Origin of the sequence: Geothermobacter ehrlichii (genome assembly GCF_008124615.1) — a bacterium.
GTDB classification, from domain to species: domain Bacteria; phylum Desulfobacterota; class Desulfuromonadia; order Desulfuromonadales; family Geothermobacteraceae; genus Geothermobacter; species Geothermobacter ehrlichii.
Genome location: NZ_VNIB01000003.1, coordinates 118,101 through 134,591 on the forward strand (window position 1 = coordinate 118,101; position 16,491 = coordinate 134,591).

The window sequence follows — 16,491 nt, forward strand, 5'->3', positions numbered from 1 at the left end:
TCTATAGTTCCTCCAGCCGTTTCAGGCTTTCCTGCAGCTGGCGAATGTAATTCCGGTTGATTTTCTCATAGAAGCCGAGGCCCCGGAAGTAGGTTTTCCCTTCGTATTCCACGGTCAGGCTGTCGACCTCGATGCCGGCCTGTTCCAGCTCCATGGCCCAGGAGGGAACACCCTTGTCATCGGGCTTGGTGCCCATGATGTCGTTCATGATGTGATCGCCGGCGACATACATGAACGGTACCAGCCGCACGCGCTTCACCTTGCAGGCCCTGGCCCTGGCCAGGGCCTGTTCCCGGGTCAGGATGCCGTCCACGCCGCCGACGAAAACATTGTCGTATTTTTCGCTCAGGTAGCGGTCCAGACCGAGGTAGGTGGCGTTGGAGCCGGGAAAGGTCTCCGGGGTGCCATGGGCCACGAGCACGTTGCAGCCCTGGTCCGGGGGAAGGAAATAGGGTTCCAGGCTGTCGATCGTTTCGAACACCCAGGGCCATTCGTGCAGCAGGGTGCCGCCGTATTCGATTCGCAGGCCGATCTGCCGGAAGGCATCGATCTGCCTTTCCATGTCTTTGAATTCCTGACCGGGGAAGATGTGCAGGGACTGGATGGCGACCTTGCGATAGCCGTCGTTCTCCAGGTTGGCCAGCACCTGGGGCAGGCTGAGGAAACGTTTGTCGATCCCCTGCGCCTTGAACTTTTTGTTCGCCCGTTCACGGACGATTTCGGAAGTAAAGGCCCACTCGATTTTCAGCTTCTGGTATTTGGCCGGCAGTTCCCGGCGCAGCTGTTTTTCGAAGGCGTCGTAGGTCACCATGGCCCTGGTGGTGGTGCCGAAGGCGACGATGACGATCGCCGGTTCCCGCTTCAGGGTGCGGGTCATGCTCCAGGCCGAAGTTGTGTAGAACGGCAACAGGAGCAGCGCCAGCAGAAAGGGGAGCGCACGGGTCGTGCGTTCGAAATGGCGGATGGTCGCGGTCTTTTGCATCGATTGCCTCCCTGGGAGAGTCGGTCGTCTGATGACCCGTCAACAAAAAATCCGCACATCCCGAACAGGATGTGCGGATTTCCGTATTCAAATCCACCGCTGTCGTTGCCCTTTGCTCCCAGAGTCCCGGGGAGCTGCTTGCGGGCGGTTCGTTCCGGCAGGTCTTCTGGCTCGCGAATCGTCCTCCGGGCCGCCTTCCCGATCCTGCAGATCAGTGGCAACCGGCCCTTCGTCCTCGCTCACAGCGGCGGGTCCGCGGGGGATTTGCACCCCTCTTCCCTATTAAACCCTGGCGGGTACCGGCGAACGTTATTGTTTTTGGCTCGCTTTTAGTAGCACGAAGCCGACGCCAAGACAAGTCCGTATTGCGAAGGGCAGCGGCCCGACGTGTCGGTTCTCAGGGCAGAATCAGGCCGATCAGGGCGTAGAGGGGGGTCGGATAGATGCCGAGCAGCAGCGCCAGGAAGAGGCAGACCACCACGACGGCATGCTCGCCGGAACTGCCGGGAGAGAGACAGAGGTCGCGCTCGCGGGCGAGGAACATGACGATGACCGGCCGCAGGTAGTAGTAGAGCGAAACCAGCGAAGCGAGAATGCCGAGCAGCGCCAGGCCGGTGTAACCCGCCTGCAGCGCGGCGTGAAAGACGTTGAACTTGGCAATGAAGCCGGCGGTGGGCGGAATGCCGGCCAGCGACAGCAGGAAGAAGGCCAGGGCGCTGCTGCGGCGCGGATGGTGGTAGCCGAGGCCGCGCAGATCCCGGTAGTTCTGCGGCTCCTCCCCCTGGATGGCGAAGGCGGTCAGCACGCCGAAGGCGCCGATGTTGGCGGCAGTGTAGACCACCAGGTAGAAGATCACCGCCTCGCGGCCGGTCTCCCCCCAGGCGAGTAGCGCCGTCAGGGTGTAGCCCATGTGGGTGATGGAGGAGTAGGCGAGCATGCGCTTGATGTTGTCCTGGCGCAGGGCGCAGAAGGTGCCGACGACCAGGGAGGCTGCCGCCAGCGCCCAGAGAACCGGAATCAGCGACGCCAGATTGTCTCCGATGCCGAACAGCAGCCCGACCAGAGCGGCGAAGACCGCCCCCTTGGACCCGGTGGAGAGCAGGGCGGTGACCGGTGCCGGCGCGCCCTGGTAGACATCCGGTGTCCAGAGGTGGAAGGGCACCAGCGAAACCTTGAAGCCGATGGCGGTCAGCAGCATGGCCCAGCCGAGCAGACTGAGGGCGGCCGATCCGTCCTGCCGGACCAGGGCGGCATGAATCTCGGGAAAGTGGAAGCTGCCGGTTGCGGCGTAGATCAGGGCGATGCCGAAGCCGAGAAAACCTGTGGCGACGATGCCCATGATCAGGTATTTCAGGCCCGCCTCGGTTCCGCGCGCGCTGGTCTTGTCGATGGCGATCAGGATGTAGAGCACCAGGGTGAAGGACTCCAGGCCGATGAGCAGGCCGACCAGGGAGGTGGCCGCCGACAGCAGGGCCATGCCGGCGGCGGCGAACAGGACAAGGGTCGGGTATTCGCCGGCCGGAAAGCGCCGGGCGTCGCCGTAGCGGTCGGAGAGCATCAGGACCAGGGCGGCCAGCAGGCTCCAGAGGATGGTGAAGAATCGGGCATAGGGGCCGGCGCCGAACATGCCGCTGATCTCCGGCACCGGCGGCGGTACGGCGCCGGCGACCAGGGCGGCCAGCAGGGCGAGAACGACGCCGCTCAGCAGCAGCGGCTGCCGGCGCGGCCACCAGGCGCCGACCATCAGCAGGCCGGTGGCGCCCAGGGCGAGGATGAGAACGGGCAGCAGGGCCAGCAGTTCGGCGCCGCTCATGGCATCCCTCCGTTGACGGCCACAAGGGGCGCCGCCTGTTCCAGCAGCAGCCGGACCGGCTGGTGCAGCGGCGCCAGGAAGGTTTCGGGATAGAGTCCCAGCCAGAGGGTGAAGAGCACCAGCGGCGCCAAGGCGATGACCTCGAGCGCCGTCAGGTCGGGCCAGGGGCGCCCCCTGGTCGGGCGTTCACCCCAGAGCGAACCCTGCACCATGCGCAGCGTGTAGGCGGCGGCGAAGACCACCCCGGCCACTGCCAACGCTCCCCAGAGGGGGACGGTTCTGAAAGCGCCGACAAAGACCAGGAACTCGCCGCTGAAATTGGCCAGTCCCGGCAGTCCGAGTGAGGCCAGGGCGAAGAAGAGGAAGAAGCAGGAGAAGACCGGTGCCTCCTTCCACAGGCCGCCCAGGCGGTCGAGGTCGCGGGTGCCGGTGCGTCGGCGCAGCATGGAGACCAGGGCAAAGAGGGCGCCGGTGGTGACGCCGTGGCAGAGCATCAGCAGAATCGCCCCCTCCATTGCCGGTACGTTGGCCGACGCCAGGCCGAGCATGGTGACGCCGAGATGGGATACGGACGAATAGGCGATCAGCCGCTTGACGTCGTTCTGGACGTAGGCGCACCAGGCGCCGTAGAAGAGCCCGACCAGGGCCAGGGTCGCCAGCAGCGGCAGGCTGGCGGCGGCCGCTGCCGGAAAGAGCGGGAAGGCGAAGCGCAGAATGCCGAAAACGCCGGTCTTCAGCAGCAGCCCGGCCAGGTCGAGGGAGCCGGCGGCCGGGGCGACGGTGTGGGCGTCGGGCAGCCAGGTGTGGAAGGGGATGACCGGCACCTTGATGAGGAAGCCGAGCATGAAGCCGGCGTAGAGCCAGGGCTCCAGACCGCCGCAGTCGGTGGCTTTCAGCGCCTCGAGGGCGAAGCTGTAGTCGCCGGTTTGCCGGCCGTGCAGCAGGTAGAGGCCGATGATTGCCAGCAGCATCAGCAGCGAGCCGGCCAGGGTGAAGAGAAAGAACTTGACGGCGGCGTAGACCCGGCGGCCGTGCCCCCAGATGCCGATCAGGAAGAACATGGGGATCAGCATCATCTCCCAGAACAGGTAGAAAAGGAGCAGGTCGGTGGCGAGAAAGACGCCGAGAATGCCACATTCCATCAGCAGCAGCAGGGCGTAGAAGAAGGCCGGATGCTTCTTCTGATGCCAGGAGATGAGCACGGCGATCACCTGCAGAAAGGCGGTCAGGGCCACCAGCAGCAGCGACAGGCCGTCCATCTCCAGGGTCAGGCGGGCGCCGAGACGCGGAATCCAGCGGTAGCTCTCGCTCAGGATCCAGCCGTCGGCCGCTGCCGGAAAGGTGAAGCACCAGATGCTGAAGCCGAGAATCACCAGGGTGACGGCCAGGGCAATCTCCCGGCACAGGTCGGCCTGCCGGCGAAAAAGCAGGCAGAGAGCCGTTCCCAGCAGGGGAAGCAGCAACAGGGTTGTCAGAACAGGGAAGGTTGTCATTGCATTCCCGATCGCCAACGTTTGCAGTTCATGAGGTCAATCTGTTTGTCCTGCCCCGAGTTCAGGCGTTTTTCTCCTGACTTTTGGCTTCTGGCTCCTGAATCTCCAAGGCCTTTCATCTGACTGTTTCCAGCAAAAACCAGAGCAGCAGGGCCAGCAGGCCCCAGGCGAAGCCGTGAACGTATGTGGTCACCCGGCCGGTGACCGAGCGGCGCAGCAGCTCGCCCTGCCGGTGCGCTCCGTCGGCCAGCAGGCGCAGCCCGCCCTCGATCACCGTCTGGTCGAGACCGAGTCCGAAGAAGATCGCCAGGGCACGGAAGGGTTTGAGCAGCGTCCATTCGATGCCGGTATCGGCCTGCCAGCCGGCGAGCAGAAAGCGCTTGATTCCGTTCGGCTGGTCGCCGGGATAGCTCCGGTAGCGTCCCCAGGCGGCCAGCAGGCCGAGCAGGAAGAGGCCGGCCGCCATCACCGCCAGTGCGTATTCGGTGCCGTGGGGAACGTCGGCGGTCCATTCGTTCGCCACCGCGAGCAGGTGCTTCAGCATTTCATTGCCGCCCCAGGCCGGCGGCAGGTTGAGCAGCCCGCCGAACAGGCCGAGCAGGGCCAGCGGCGGCAGGGTCCAGCGCATCAGGGGCGAGAGCCGGTGCGGGTGCGTCCGCTGGCGCGCCTCGCCGGCGAAGACCAGGTAGAGCAGGCGGAAGGTGTAGAAACTGGTCAGAAAGGCGCTGACCAGGCCGAGCAACCAGACCAGCCGGTGGATGCCGTCGTCATGACTGAAACAGGCCAGCAGGATGCCGTCTTTGGAGAAGAAGCCGCCGGACAGGGGCATCCCCGCCAGGCAGAGCGCCCCGGCCAGGAACATCCAGAAGACGAAGGGACTTTTCTTTTTCACCCCGCCCATGCGATGGATGTCGTTCTCCTCGCCGCACAGGTGAATGACGCAGCCGGCACCCATGAACAGCAGGGCCTTGAAGAAGGCGTGGGTCAGCAGGTGGAACATGGCGCCGCTGACCGAGCCGGCGCCGACGGCGATGAACATGTAGCCGATCTGGCTCATGGTCGAATAGGCGAGCACCTTCTTGATTTCCCGCTGGGCGACGGCGCAGGTGGCGGCGTAGAAGGCGGTCAGGCCACCGACCAGAGTGATGGCGGCCAGGCCGGTCGGCGACAGGGAGACCAGCGGGAAGAGGCGGCAGAGCAGGTAGACGCCGGCGGTGACCATGGTGGCGGCGTGGATCAGGGCCGAAACCGGGGTCGGTCCGGCCATGGCGTCGGGCAGCCAGGTCATCAGCGGCAGCTGGGCGCTCTTGCCGCTGGCGCCCGCCAGCAGCAGCAGGACGATGGCGGTGACCGCCGCCGGCGCCAGGGACGGAGCGGCGGCGTTGATTTCCGGAATGCCGAGATGGCCGGTGGCGGTAAACAGCCAGAGCAGGGCGACGGCGAGAAAGACGTCGCCGACCCGGGTCACCAGGAAGGCCTTCTGCCCGGCGCGGGCGTTGTCCAGCCGGGCGTACCAGAAGCCGATCAGGCCGTAGGAACAGAAACCGACCCCTTCCCAGCCGAGAAAGAGCAGCAGCAGGTTGTCGGCCAGCACGATGCAGAGCATGGAAAAGACGAAGAGGTTGAGCAGGGCGAAGAAGCGGGCGGTGTCCTGCTCCTGTTCCATGTAGCCGACGGCGTAGAGGTGGATCAGGGTCGACACACCGGTGACCATCAGGGTCATCGAGGCGGCCAGCGGATCGAAGAGGATACCGAAGTCGGCCCGCAGGCCGCCGCTGGCCAGCCAGGTCGCCAACAGGGTGCGGGTCCCCTCGCCGGCGGACAGGGGCCAGGCCAGGCAGGCCAGGGCAAAGCTCAGCGCCACCGAGACGACGGCGATGCCGCCGCGCCAGAGCGGGCGCAGGCGCATGCCGACCAGGATGTTGACGGCCGCTCCCAGCAAGGGGAGCAGGGGTATGAGAAACAGCAGTTTCGGATTCATCCCTTCATCCCGTCGTAGGCATCGGCATCGATGGTTCCCTTGCGCCGGTTGAGATAGACGACCATCGCCAGCGAAATGGAGACCTCGGCCGAGGTCAGGGCCATCAGCAGTACCACCACCAGCTGGCCGTCGGCCTGCCGCCAGAAGGCCGAGGCCCCGACCAGGGCCAGGCCGACGGCGTTGATCATCACTTCGACGCCGATCAGGATCATGATCAGGCTGCGCCGGGTCAGAACGCAGGCCAGACCGAGGCAGAACATCAGGCCGGCGACGATGAGGACATGCTCCAGTGGTACGATCATCGTTCGTCCCCCCTCGCCCGCCGCCGTGCGCGCTCGCCCCGGCCGACGTAGAAGGCACCCACCGCGGCGAACAGCAGCTGGAAGGAGACCACCTCCACCGCCAGGGCGTATTTTTCGAACAGGGCGTAGCCGAAATCCCGGGGCGAGACGTAGAATTCCTGCAGCCTGCCGGCGGTGCGCGGGTCGGTGACGACCAGCAGCACGGTGCAGGCGGCGATGACACCGCCGAGCAGCATCACCGGCAGCCACTGCCGCCAGCCGGGACCGCTCACCCCTTCGCCCGGCGTTAGCTCCAGCATCATGATGATGAACAGGAACAGCACCATGATGGCACCGGCGTAGATGATCACCTCCCAGGCCGCCACCAGCGGCGCCCCGAGCAGGTAGAAAAGCAGCGCCAGGGCGAAGAAGGCGTGCACCAGGTAGATGACCGCATGCACCGGGTTCTTCCTGGTGATGGTCAGCAGCGTCGCCAGCAGGGCGGCGGCGGAGAGGATGTAGAAAATGGCAGCGGTCATAAGGTTTCTCGTATCGAGGAGTCAGGATTCGGGAGCCAGGAGAAAAACTTCTTGATTCTGACTCCTGACTCCGGGCCCCTGACTCCTCTGGTTTTTCACGGCAGCAGACTCTTCACGTCCGCCGGTGGTTTTTCGTCCTCGTTGCCGCCGCGCGGGCTGACGACGCCGATGCCGGCGTGGCGGTAGAAGTTGTAGTCCGGCTCCTTGCCGGGGCCGTCGATGAGCAGGTCTTCCTTCTCGTAGACCAGACTCAGCGAGTCGCGCCGGCAGATCTCGTAGTCGGCGGTCATCTGGATCGCCCGGGTCGGACAGGCCTCGGTGCACATGCCGCAGAAGATGCAGCGGGTGAAGTTGATCCGGAACCAGGCGGCGTAACGGCGGCCGTTTTCGTCCTCGGCCGCCTGCATCGAGATGCAGTCGACCGGGCAGGCGGCGCTGCACAGGTAGCAGGCGACGCAGCGTTCGCCGCCGTCCGGGTCGCGGGTGAGCACGATGCGCGCCCGGTAGCGCTCGAAGGGCACCCGCTTCTGTTCCGGGTACTGGATGGTCACCGGCCGGCGCAACATGTTGCGCAGGGTGACCCAGTAGGCCTGAACGATCGCCTTGATGTCTTGATACAGGTTCACTGCGTTCACCGCATCAGGCGCAGGGCTTTGGGCATCAGGCACCGGGTTTTTCCAGCGCCCGGCGCCCAGTGCCCGGCGCCTATTCCAACAGGAGCAATATTGCTCCGGTTATCATCACGTTCGCCAGCGCCGCCGGCACCAGCACCTTCCAGCCGAAGTGCATAAGCTGGTCGTAGCGGAAGCGCGGCAGGGTGCCGCGGGTCCAGATGAAGAAGAAGGCGACCAGCATCACCTTGATGAAGAACCAGACGATGCCGGGCAGCAGCGGGCCGTGCCAGCCGCCGAGGAAGAAGACGGTCATCATGCTCGACAGGATGATGACGTTGATGTACTCGCCGAGGAAGAAGAGGCCGAAGCGCATCCCGGAGTATTCAGTGTGAAAACCGGCGACGATTTCGTTCTCCGCTTCCGGCAGATCGAAGGGCGTGCGCTTCGACTCGGCCAGGATGCTGATCAGGAAGATCAGGAAGGCGACCGGGTTGAGCACGGCGAAAGGGACCGTCGCCTGGGCGTTGACGATGTCGGTCAGGGAGAAGGATCTGGCCATCAGCACCACCGGCACGATGGCCAGTCCCATCGAAAGCTCGTAGCTGATCAGCTGGGCCAGGGCGCGGATGCTGCCGAGCAGGGCGTATTTGCTGTTGCTGGCCCAGCCGCCGAGGGTGACGCCGTAGACCGCCAGCGAGGAGAGGCCGAGAAAGTAGAGCACGCCGATGTTCAGGTCGCAGATCACCAGCGGCACCTGGCGGCCGAACAGGGTGATCGGCGGGCCGAAGGGAACCACGGCGAAGGTGAGCAGGGCGGTGACGGCGGCGATGCCCGGGGCGATGAAGAACAGGACCCGGTCCGCCTGCGAGGGGATGAAATCCTCCTTGGTGATCAGCTTGACGGCGTCGGCCATCGGCTGCAGCAGGCCGAAGGGACCGACCCGGTTGGGGCCGTAGCGCAGCTGCATGCGGCCGAGCAGCTTGCGCTCGAGCAGCACCAGATAGGCGGCGCCGGTCAGCAGCAGGAAGAAGACGAAGCCGAGTTTCGCCAGGATCAGGATGCCGGTGAGCAGCCAGTCAGGCATCGTCCCCTCCTTTCTCCACCAGGCAGGGGACGGGAATACCGGCCGGAAAGAGTTCCAGCGGCGTCGAGCGCAGCCGGCCGGCGAGCAGCAGCCCTTTCGCCATGCGCGGCTCCAGTGCCAGCGGCAGGCTGAAGGGCTCCAGCTCGGTGCGCAGCTGCAGCAGGTCGCCCTGCTGCAGCCCGAGACCGGCCGCCGTTTCCGGGTGCATCAGCACCTTCGGCTGCGGTTTGACCGGGTCGAGCGCCGGCGAGAGGGCGGCGAGAAGCTCGCTGCCGAAGAGCTGGTCGACCACCAGCAGCGGCAGGCTTGCGGCCGGGGCCGTGGCAGGAAATTCGTCGCTCGCCGCCGGCGCCTGGACGCCGGCGCCGCCGACGCGCTTGCCTTCGTCGCCGGCGGCGAGCAGGCTGAGGCCGGCGAAGCGGCTGTCCCTAGCCTCCAGGCGCAGCCGGATCTGGTTCAGGGACAGGTTCTCCTGCTGCAACTGCGACAGCACCGCCCAGGCGGGACGCGGTGCGCCGCCCGGTGTGGTCGGGCAAAACTCGCGCGGCGGATGGGAGCCCTGTTCCGTCTCCCTGATGGGCAGCCCGGGCGCGAAGACGGAGCCGAAGGCCAGCATGCGTCCCTCGTTGTTCACCAGCGTGCCGGCGCTTTCGTAGAGGGCGGCCGTCGGCAGAAAGATGTCGGCCTGGCGGGCGGCCTGGTTCGGCAGGTTGTCGAGTACCAGCAGGAATTCCAGCTTGCCCATGGCCCGGGCCATCTGTGCTGGACCGTCGCGCAGGGGGTCGTTTTCGAGGCAGACCAGGGCGCGGATCTGGCCGGTGAGGATTTCTTCGCACAGCTGGTCGGCGTCCGGGCCGCTTCCGGCCAGCAGGGCGCTGCCGAAGCTGTTGGGGCCGGCCAGGGTGACGAACAGGCCGGCATCCAGCTTCGCGGCTGTTTCGGCCAGGGTGGCGACGCCCGTTTCCCCGAGCAGATCGGCTCCGCCACACAGAATCGGTTGTCGGGCCTGTTGCAGGGCCTGCGACAGTTCCTGCAGCTCGGCCGGAACATTGTCCCCGTCCAGGTTTTGGAGGCTTTCGACCAGTGCGTCCGGCGTCATCGGCCGGTGCTCGAAGGCGCAGGGAAGCTCGACCGGCCGCGGATCGAACACGTGGATGGCGGCGCCGCAGCGGGCCGCCTGCCGCAGGGCCAGGGCCAGCATCGGCGCCTCGTTGAGCGGGTCGCTGCCGGCCAGCACGATCAGGTCGCTGTGGCGGATGTCGTCCAGGCAGCGCGCCCGGTCGCCGAGACCGGCGGCGAGCCGGCGGGCGGCGCGGTCGCGACGGGGGACGGGTTCGGCGCAGAAACGGGCGCCGCCCAGCCTTTCGCCCCAGGTTTTCAGCTGCGCCAGGGCTTCCAGCGAGGAACGGGACGAACCGAGCAGGGCGATGGCCTGGGGACCGTATTTTTCGGCGATATCCTGCAGCCGGCGCCGGGCCGTGGCCAGGGCCTCGGGCCACCCGGTTTCGGCTCCCTGCAGGCGGGGCGTGCGGGGCCGGTCCGGGTGGTTGACGTGGCCGTAGCCGAAGCGGCCCCGGTCGCAGATGAAAAAGCCGTTGGTCCGGCGGTTGACACCGGCCCGCACCCGCTGCAGCTCCCGGTAGCGGGCGCCGGGAACGACGGCGCAGCCGAGCGAGCAGTGGGGGCAGATCGACGGCGCCTCCTGCAGGTCCCAGATCCGGCTGCGGAAACGGAAGGTCTTGTCGGTGAAGACGCCGGTCGGGCAGACATCGACCAGGTTGCCGGAGAAGGGCGATTCGAGTCTGCCGTCCCGGAAGCGGCCGAAGAAGACCCGGTTGCGCGAGCCCATCACCCCGAAGTCGGTGCCGCCGCAGTAGTCCTGGTAGGTGCGCACGCAGCGGTAGCATTGGATGCAGCGGTTCATCTCCTGGACGACGAAGGGGCCGAGATCCTGGTTGTGCCAGGTGCGTTTGCTGCCGCGATAGCGACGGATGCCGTGCCCGCCGGCGATGGTCATGTCCTGCAGCTGGCACTCGCCCCCCTCGTCGCAGACCGGGCAGTCGTGCGGATGGTTGAGCATCAGCCATTCGATCACCGCGGCGCGCAGCTCTTGCGCCTCGGCGTCGACGGTGGAGACCACCATCCCGTCCTGGGCCTGGACCATGCAGGCCATCTCGATGCCCTTGACCGGACCCTGCTCGAATTTCATGGCGCACAGGCGGCAGGAACCGACCGCCCCCAGCGCCTCATGGTAACAGAAGTGCGGGATGACGATCCCGAGCCGCTGGGCCGCCTCGAGCACGTTGGTGCCCTCGGGAACGGTGACGGTCTGGTTGTCGATTGTCAGTGTCGGCATCGTTTTTCCGGCGGCTACGCCAGAGGATCATCTGCCGGGTTGCCCTGCGGCATGAATTCGTTCGACGTACGGTGCACGTCTCTTAATCCATGTCTTGGACGCCTTGCCTCTGAACCCCCTGGCTGTGCCGCTTACGGCTTACCCAAAATTCAAAATCTTCAAAATCTTGTGCCCGGCGCCAAGCGCCTCAGGCCCGGAAGGGGCAACGCCCCTTCCTCACATGGTCTTCCAGTTCATCCCTGAACAGCCGCAGCAGTCCGTCCAGCGGCCCCATGGCGCCTTCGGCGAGGGCGCAGAAGGCGCGGCCGGTGATGTTGCGGCGCTGATGTTCGAGCAGTTCGATCTGTTCTTTGCCGCCGCGGCCTTCCTCGAGCTCTTCGAGCAGCCACTGCACATAGGATAGCCCGTCGCGGCAGGGTGTGCACCAGCCGCAGGATTCGCGGGCGAAGAAACGGATCAGGTTGAGCGTCACTGCCACCATGCAGGTGTCGGCATCGAAGGCGGTGACGCCGGCGGTGCCGAAGCGGCTGCCGACGGCGGCGATACTGTCGAAATCCATCGCCACGTCGAGGTGCTCGCCGGTCAGGTACGGTGTCGAGGCGCCGCCGGGCAGGCAGGCCTTGAACGGCTTGCCGCCGCGGATGCCTCCCCCGACCTCGAAGATCACCTCGCGCAGGGAAATGCCTACCGGCAGCTCGAAGCATTCGGTGCGGTTGAGATGTCCCGACAGTCCGAACAGCTTGGTCCCCGCTCCTTCCGGCGAACGGGCCAGGCACTTGAACCAGTCGGCGCCGCCGGTGATGATGTGCGGGATGTTGGCCAGGGTTTCGACGTTGTTGATGGTGGTCGGCCTGCCCCACAGCCCCCGGACCGCCGGAAAGGGCGGCTTGCGGCGCGGATTGGGGCGCACGCCCTCGATGCCGTTGAGCAGGGCGGTCTCCTCGCCGAGAATGTAGCGCCCGGCGCTGCGGTGGACGTGAATCCGCAGCCCCCAGCCGGAACCGAGGATGTTTTCGCCGAGATAGCCGGCCGCGCGCGCCTCGGCGATGGCCCGCTCCAGATGGCGTGCCTCCTGTTCGTAGGCATAGCGGATGAAGATGTAGGCTTCTGTCGCCTGCAGAGCCCAGGCGGAGAGAATCACCCCCTCGATCAGCTGGTGCGGATCGGCGCTCAGCAGCTGGCGGTCCTTGTAGGTGCCCGGCTCCATCTCGTCGCAGTTGCAGACCAGGTATTTCTCGCCCGGTTGGTCGACTGGAAAGAAGGACCACTTCAGCCCGGTGGAAAACCCGGCCCCGCCCCGGCCGCGCAGCCCCGACCGCTTGACCGTCTCGCGCACTTCCTGCGGAGTCATCTCACGGATGGCTTTTTCCAGGCCTGAATAGCCGCCGGTCTTGCGAAAGTCGTCGATGAAGACGGTTTCGTCGGGACGGCGGTTCTTGAACAGGATTTGCGGGTAGTCGGTCATATAAGAAACCTTGGGGAGTCAGGAGTCAGAATTCAGGAGGTTTTCCCCTGACTCCCGACTCCTGACTCCTGACTTCTGCTTTTTTCCTTCTCCAGTGCCGCGTCGATCTTCTCCGGTGTCAGCCTGCCGTACAGGGTCAGGCCAATCATCATCGCCGGGGCGTCGCCGCAGGCGCCGAGGCAGCAGGTCGGCAGCAGGGTGAAGGCACCGTCGGCGGTGGTTTCGCCGAAATCGATGCCCAGTTTGCGTCGCAGATAGCCGGCCACCTCTTCACTGCCGGTGGCCCAGCAGCAGATCGAATCGCAGACATGGATCACTTTGCGTCCCACCGGCTGGCGGAAGATCTTGTCATAGAAGGTGGCGATCTCCTCGATCTGCAACGGCGACAGGCCGAGAATCTCCGCTGCCAGCTCGATCCCTTCGTCCGGCACCCAGCCGTGATGGTCCTGGATGGCGCGCAGCAGATCGACGATCAGCTCCCGCGGGTGAGCACTGGCGGCCGCTTTGGCGCGGAAGGTGTCAAGTTCGGATTGTGAGAGCAGTTTATTCATACGTTTTAAATTCGCCGCCAAGACGCCAAGAGGATAAAGGCATTTTTAACGCAGGGCCGGAGAGGGGCAGAGGTGGAGAGAAAAACAAATGATCTGGTGGCTTATGTCTTCACCAGGTTTTTCTCTGCGAACTCTCCTCCTTGGAGCCTTGGTGTTTACCTGTCCAGATCCGCCAGCACGAAGTCGATCGAGCCGAGGATCGTGATCATGTCCGCCACCAGCCAGCCGCGACTCATCATCGGCATCATCTGTATGTGGGCGAAGCTCGGGGTGCGAATGCGCAGCCGGTAGGGGACGGTGTGGCCGTCGGAAACCAGATAGTAGCCGCATTCGCCCTTGCTCGACTCGATGGCCCGGTAGACCTCGCCGCGCGGCACGCTCGGGCCGCGGGTGACGTTGCAGAAATGATGGATCAGGCTTTCGATGTCGTGCAGGCCGTCCTGCCGCTGCGGATAGGCGTAGCGGTAGTCGTCGGTCATCCAGCGGCCGCCGGGCATCCTTTCCGCTGCCTGGCGGACGATCTTCAGGCTTTCGCGCATCTCCTTCAGCCGCACCAGGTAGCGGGCGAAGCAGTCGCCCCCTTCGGCGGTGACGATGTCGAAGTCGTAGTGCTGGTAGCCGGAATAGGGCATCTTGCGGCGCAGGTCCCACGCGAAGCCGCAGGCGCGCAGGTTGGGGCCGCTCATCCCCCAGTCGAGGGCCTCGTCGAGGCTGACCGGGCCGATGCCTTCGGTCCGCCGGCGGAAGATCGGGCCGTTGGTCAGCAGTCTGTCCAGTTCATCGATGCGGCGGTCGAAATCGCGGGTGAAGTTGTTCACCACCTGCTTCCAGCCGTCCGGCAGGTCACGGGGCAGCCCGCCGATGCGGAACCAGCTCGGGTGCATGCGGCCGCCGGTGATCATCTCGACGATGTCGAAGATCTTCTCGCGCGACTCCATGCAGTAGAAGACCGGCGTCATGGCGCCGACGTCGTGGGCGAAGGTGCCGAGCCAGACCAGGTGGTTGGCGATGCGGAACAGTTCGCAGAGCATCACCCGCACCGTTTCGGCGCGCGGTGGTACCTCGACGCCGAGCATGGTTTCCAGCGGATGCAGGTAGGCGAGATTGTTCTGTACCCCGGAGAGGTAGTCGATGCGGTCGGTGTAGGGGATGAACTGGCTCCAGTGCTGGCGTTCGCCGACCTTTTCCGCCGCCCTGTGGTGGTAGCCGAGATCGATGTCGAGATCTTCGATCTCTTCGCCGTCGAGCAGGGCGATCAGCCGCAGTATGCCGTGGGTTCCCGGGTGGTGCGGACCGATGTTGAGGATCATCGCCTCGAACTGTTCGGCGATGGGCTTGCCGCGGAAGAAATCGCCGCCCTCGCGCGGCTCCATCCGGCTCGCCGTCTCCCGGGTGTAGGGCGGCATTTCGGTGGCGCGGTAGGGATGCTCCTTGCGCAGGGGATGCCCCTGCCAGCCGTCCGGCATCAGGATGCGCCGCAGATCCGGGTGGCCGGCGAAGCGGATGCCGAACATGTCGAAGATTTCCCGCTCGTACCAGTTGGCGCTGGGCCAGACGGAGGTCAGGCTGGGGGCTTCCGGCCAGCCGCCCTCCAGGGGCGTCTTGACGCGCAGGTAGCCGGGCTCGTCGAAACTGAGCAGATGGGCGGTGAGGGTGAAGCGATGGCCGGTTGGTTGCCTGCGGGCGCTTTCGTCGACCGCCGTCAGGTCTTCGAGCCGGCGGTAGCGGACCGGGGCTTCCTCCTTGAGAAAGCGCATCAGCGCGACCAGGTTTTCCGGGGCGGTGACCAGGGTCGGCATGTCGCGGGCGTCTTCTTCGCGCACCGTGTCGCCGAACCGCTCCCTGATCGCCCGGCGCAGGTTGTGGACCGAGGCATGAAAGGCAAGGCGGGGCAGCGGCGGCATCCACATCCGGTCGGCCTGGCTGTCGCGGAAATGCGGGGGCTGCAGCTGGCTGCCGCGCAGCGGCGCATTGCCGTAGCCGGGACCTCGCGGGTCGCGGCTCTTGCTCCGGCCGTCGACCAGAAGCGGGCCTTCGGTTCCTTCGCTGCCGCCGGCCAGGCCCAGTACCTTGCGGGCTGGTCGCTCGCCCTGGCGGATCTTCTCCTGCAGCAGCATGATCCCCTGGATGAAGGCCTCGGGGCGCGGTGGACAGCCGGGAACATAGACGTCGACCGGCAGGATCTGGTGCACGCCCTGAATGACGCTGTAGGTGTCGTACATGCCGCCCGAGTTGGCGCAGCTGCCCATGGCGATCACCCATTTCGGGTTCGCCATCTGTTCGTAGAGGCGCAGGATGGTCGGCCCCATCTTCTTGAACGGGGTGCCGGAGATGACCATCAGGTCGGCCTCGCGCGGCGTGCCGCGCAGCACCTCGGCGCCGAAGCGGGCCAGGTCGAAACGCGGCGTCAGGCTGGTGGTCATCTCGACGAAGCAGCAGGACAGGCCGAAGAACATCGGCCAGATCGAATTGCTGCGGGCCCAGTTGATGGCGTCGTCGAGGGTGGTGAGGATCACATTGTCGGGAATCTCTTCGCTCATGTGTTCCTCTTGTCGTGGCGCTGCCGGTACCAGGCCCGCGGACCCCAGTCGAGGCCGCCCATCTTCCACAGGTAGATCAGGCCGAGCAGCAGGACGAGAATGAAGAAGCCGATCTGCAGGTAGCCGGCCCAGCCGAGCCGGTCCCAGGCCACGGCCCAGGAGACGATGAAGATCGCCTCGACGTCGAAGACGATGAAGAAGATGGCCACCAGATAGAAGGGAACCGGCTCGCGCAGCCGGGCCTGTCCGGTCGGAGCCATGCCCGATTCGTAGGGATCTTCCTTGACGCCGCCGCGGCTCTTGTGGCCGAGCAGCCAGGAGAGCCCCATCAGCAGCCCGATCATCGCCACCGCAATGCCGGCGTAGATGGCCAGGGCCGCCAGGTCGGAGGTCGGCGGCTGGCCGTTGGCGGCGGCTGTGGCAGCGGCTGTCAGAGGCATAAAGCTGACCGGAACAGTAAACTTCAAGTCGTTGAAAAGACCCGCCGGCGGGGAGGCGGGAGTCCATATCATGCGTGTCTCAGGATAGCATACTGTTCGGCAGGCGCAAGAGTGCCGGCGCCGGGCGAACGTCGACGGCACAGGGAAAACGGTACGGGAGCGGACAGGATGAGTTGTTGACATTGCCACTCATGAAGCATGACCGGTTTGTTGACTTGCACCCTGAAGAAATGTCTTTAGTGCTCGAAGACAGGGCAAGGCACGCGATTGGAGGCCATTTTTCGAGTGCCGGTACCACCGTCTGCATGCTGGCAGGCTTTCCCACCGGATGGAGATGTCTATGTCGTCGGAT

13 protein-coding genes and 1 riboswitch are annotated in these 16,491 nt (G+C 65.6%); all 13 genes read right to left on the bottom strand.

The window, feature by feature from the left end:
• Nucleotide 1: 1 nt before the first annotated feature.
• The gene (locus EDC39_RS04560; protein ID WP_148895195.1) at nt 2-982 is read right to left on the bottom strand and encodes a sirohydrochlorin cobaltochelatase; all 981 of its coding nucleotides are present in this window, start codon (nt 980-982) and stop codon (nt 2-4) included.
• Nucleotides 983-1,121: 139 nt separating this feature from the next.
• Nucleotides 1,122-1,299: riboswitch (cobalamin riboswitch) on the bottom strand.
• 80 nt (nt 1,300-1,379) lie between these two features.
• On the bottom strand, nt 1,380-2,795 hold the full coding sequence (locus EDC39_RS04565) for an NADH-quinone oxidoreductase subunit N (protein WP_148895196.1): 1,416 nt from the start codon (nt 2,793-2,795) through the stop codon (nt 1,380-1,382).
• Complete coding sequence (locus EDC39_RS04570) at nt 2,792-4,288, bottom strand: complex I subunit 4 family protein (protein WP_148895197.1); 1,497 nt, start codon at nt 4,286-4,288, stop codon at nt 2,792-2,794. The genes EDC39_RS04565 and EDC39_RS04570 overlap by 4 nt, the downstream gene beginning before the upstream one ends.
• Nucleotides 4,289-4,403: 115 nt before the next feature.
• Nucleotides 4,404-6,269, bottom strand: a complete 1,866-nt coding sequence (gene nuoL, locus EDC39_RS04575; RefSeq protein WP_148895198.1) for an NADH-quinone oxidoreductase subunit L — start codon at nt 6,267-6,269, stop codon at nt 4,404-4,406.
• Nucleotides 6,266-6,571: an NADH-quinone oxidoreductase subunit NuoK gene (gene nuoK / locus EDC39_RS04580; RefSeq protein WP_148895199.1), complete on the bottom strand. Its 306-nt coding sequence runs from the start codon at nt 6,569-6,571 to the stop codon at nt 6,266-6,268. Before nuoK ends, nuoL begins: the two co-directional genes overlap by 4 nt.
• Nucleotides 6,568-7,089 carry an NADH-quinone oxidoreductase subunit J family protein gene (locus EDC39_RS04585; protein WP_148895200.1) on the bottom strand — a complete coding sequence of 174 codons (522 nt, stop codon included), beginning with the start codon at nt 7,087-7,089 and terminating at the stop codon, nt 6,568-6,570. The genes nuoK and EDC39_RS04585 overlap by 4 nt, the downstream gene beginning before the upstream one ends.
• A 95-nt stretch (nt 7,090-7,184) precedes the next feature.
• A complete protein-coding gene (gene nuoI, locus EDC39_RS04590) occupies nt 7,185-7,715 on the bottom strand; it encodes an NADH-quinone oxidoreductase subunit NuoI (RefSeq protein WP_148895201.1) in 531 nt (176 codons plus the stop codon).
• Between the two features lie 79 nt (nt 7,716-7,794).
• Nucleotides 7,795-8,787 carry an NADH-quinone oxidoreductase subunit NuoH gene (gene nuoH, locus EDC39_RS04595; RefSeq protein WP_148895202.1) on the bottom strand — a complete coding sequence of 331 codons (993 nt, stop codon included), beginning with the start codon at nt 8,785-8,787 and terminating at the stop codon, nt 7,795-7,797.
• The gene (gene nuoG, locus EDC39_RS04600) at nt 8,780-11,143 is read right to left on the bottom strand and encodes an NADH-quinone oxidoreductase subunit NuoG (protein ID WP_148895203.1); all 2,364 of its coding nucleotides are present in this window, start codon (nt 11,141-11,143) and stop codon (nt 8,780-8,782) included. Before nuoG ends, nuoH begins: the two co-directional genes overlap by 8 nt.
• 187 nt (nt 11,144-11,330) lie before the next feature.
• Nucleotides 11,331-12,608, bottom strand: coding sequence for an NADH-quinone oxidoreductase subunit NuoF (gene nuoF, locus EDC39_RS04605; RefSeq protein ID WP_148895204.1), 1,278 nt, complete (start codon nt 12,606-12,608; stop codon nt 11,331-11,333).
• A gap of 32 nt (nt 12,609-12,640) precedes the next feature.
• The gene (gene nuoE, locus EDC39_RS04610) at nt 12,641-13,159 is read right to left on the bottom strand and encodes an NADH-quinone oxidoreductase subunit NuoE (RefSeq protein ID WP_148895205.1); all 519 of its coding nucleotides are present in this window, start codon (nt 13,157-13,159) and stop codon (nt 12,641-12,643) included.
• Between the two features lie 155 nt (nt 13,160-13,314).
• A complete protein-coding gene (locus EDC39_RS04615; RefSeq protein ID WP_148895206.1) occupies nt 13,315-15,699 on the bottom strand; it encodes an NADH-quinone oxidoreductase subunit B/C/D in 2,385 nt (794 codons plus the stop codon).
• Nucleotides 15,696-16,139: an NADH-quinone oxidoreductase subunit A gene (locus tag EDC39_RS04620; protein ID WP_148895207.1), complete on the bottom strand. Its 444-nt coding sequence runs from the start codon at nt 16,137-16,139 to the stop codon at nt 15,696-15,698. The genes EDC39_RS04615 and EDC39_RS04620 overlap by 4 nt, the downstream gene beginning before the upstream one ends.
• Between the last annotated feature and the right edge of the window lie 352 nt (nt 16,140-16,491).

What these genes read in the sequence shown, in the direction of transcription:
- EDC39_RS04560 (WP_148895195.1), bottom strand. Translation starts at nt 982, where the DNA reads ATGCAAAAGACCGCGACCATCCGCCATTTCGAACGCACGACCCGTGCG.
- EDC39_RS04565 (WP_148895196.1), bottom strand. Translation starts at nt 2,795, where the DNA reads ATGAGCGGCGCCGAACTGCTGGCCCTGCTGCCCGTTCTCATCCTCGCC.
- EDC39_RS04570 (WP_148895197.1), bottom strand. Translation starts at nt 4,288, where the DNA reads ATGACAACCTTCCCTGTTCTGACAACCCTGTTGCTGCTTCCCCTGCTG.
- nuoL (WP_148895198.1), bottom strand. Translation starts at nt 6,269, where the DNA reads ATGAATCCGAAACTGCTGTTTCTCATACCCCTGCTCCCCTTGCTGGGA.
- nuoK (WP_148895199.1), bottom strand. Translation starts at nt 6,571, where the DNA reads ATGATCGTACCACTGGAGCATGTCCTCATCGTCGCCGGCCTGATGTTC.
- EDC39_RS04585 (WP_148895200.1), bottom strand. Translation starts at nt 7,089, where the DNA reads ATGACCGCTGCCATTTTCTACATCCTCTCCGCCGCCGCCCTGCTGGCG.
- nuoH (WP_148895202.1), bottom strand. Translation starts at nt 8,787, where the DNA reads ATGCCTGACTGGCTGCTCACCGGCATCCTGATCCTGGCGAAACTCGGC.
- nuoG (WP_148895203.1), bottom strand. Translation starts at nt 11,143, where the DNA reads ATGCCGACACTGACAATCGACAACCAGACCGTCACCGTTCCCGAGGGC.
- nuoF (WP_148895204.1), bottom strand. Translation starts at nt 12,608, where the DNA reads ATGACCGACTACCCGCAAATCCTGTTCAAGAACCGCCGTCCCGACGAA.
- nuoE (WP_148895205.1), bottom strand. Translation starts at nt 13,159, where the DNA reads ATGAATAAACTGCTCTCACAATCCGAACTTGACACCTTCCGCGCCAAA.
- EDC39_RS04615 (WP_148895206.1), bottom strand. Translation starts at nt 15,699, where the DNA reads ATGAGCGAAGAGATTCCCGACAATGTGATCCTCACCACCCTCGACGAC.
- EDC39_RS04620 (WP_148895207.1), bottom strand. Translation starts at nt 16,139, where the DNA reads ATGCCTCTGACAGCCGCTGCCACAGCCGCCGCCAACGGCCAGCCGCCG.